Below are 779 nucleotides of genomic sequence, written 5' to 3'. Positions count from 1 at the left end.
ACCTTGAAATACCAGCCTGGCATCATTGGCGTTCTAACTCCGATCCGTGATCCGGATCGAGGACAGTGTGTGGTGGGTAGTTTGACTGGGGCGGTCTCCTCCCAAAGCGTAACGGAGGAGCACGAAGGTACCCTCAGCACGGTTGGAAATCGTGCAGTGAGTGCAAGAGCATAAGGGTGCTTAACTGCGAGACAGACACGTCGAGCAGGTACGAAAGTAGGTTCTAGTGATCCGGTGGTTCTGTATGGAAGGGCCATCGCTCAACGGATAAAAGGTACTCCGGGGATAACAGGCTGATACCGCCCAAGAGTTCACATCGACGGCGGTGTTTGGCACCTCGATGTCGGCTCATCACATCCTGGGGCTGAAGTCGGTCCCAAGGGTATGGCTGTTCGCCATTTAAAGTGGTACGCGAGCTGGGTTTAGAACGTCGTGAGACAGTTCGGTCCCTATCTGCCGTGGGCGTTGGAAGTTTGCGAAGCGCTGCTCCTAGTACGAGAGGACCGGAGTGGACGCACCTCTGGTGTTCCGGTTGTCACGCCAGTGGCATTGCCGGGTAGCTAAGTGCGGACGGGATAACCGCTGAAAGCATCTAAGCGGGAAGCCCCCTTCAAGATGAGACTTCCCTGAGGCGTAAGCCTCCTGAAGGGCCCAGCGAGACGAGCTGGTGGATAGGCACGGTGTGGAAGCGCCGCAAGGCGTTGAGCTAACGTGTACTAATGGCCCGTGAGGCTTGACCATATAACCCCAAGGGGTCTGCGCATGGCGCAGGACGATTG

General features: G+C 56.9%; 1 rRNA gene. It reads left to right on the top strand.

Annotated elements, in window-relative coordinates:
* Positions 1–741, top strand: a 23S ribosomal RNA gene (locus ACFOEV_RS22390); the annotation flags it as partial.
* Positions 742–779 lie beyond the last annotated feature (38 nt).

Origin of the sequence: Litchfieldella rifensis, from assembly GCF_042646605.1 — a bacterium.
Taxonomy (GTDB): Bacteria; Pseudomonadota; Gammaproteobacteria; order Pseudomonadales; family Halomonadaceae; genus Litchfieldella; species Litchfieldella rifensis.
The sequence above is the reverse complement of the archived record's forward strand: the minus strand, read 5'-3'. Positions and strand labels throughout refer to the sequence as shown.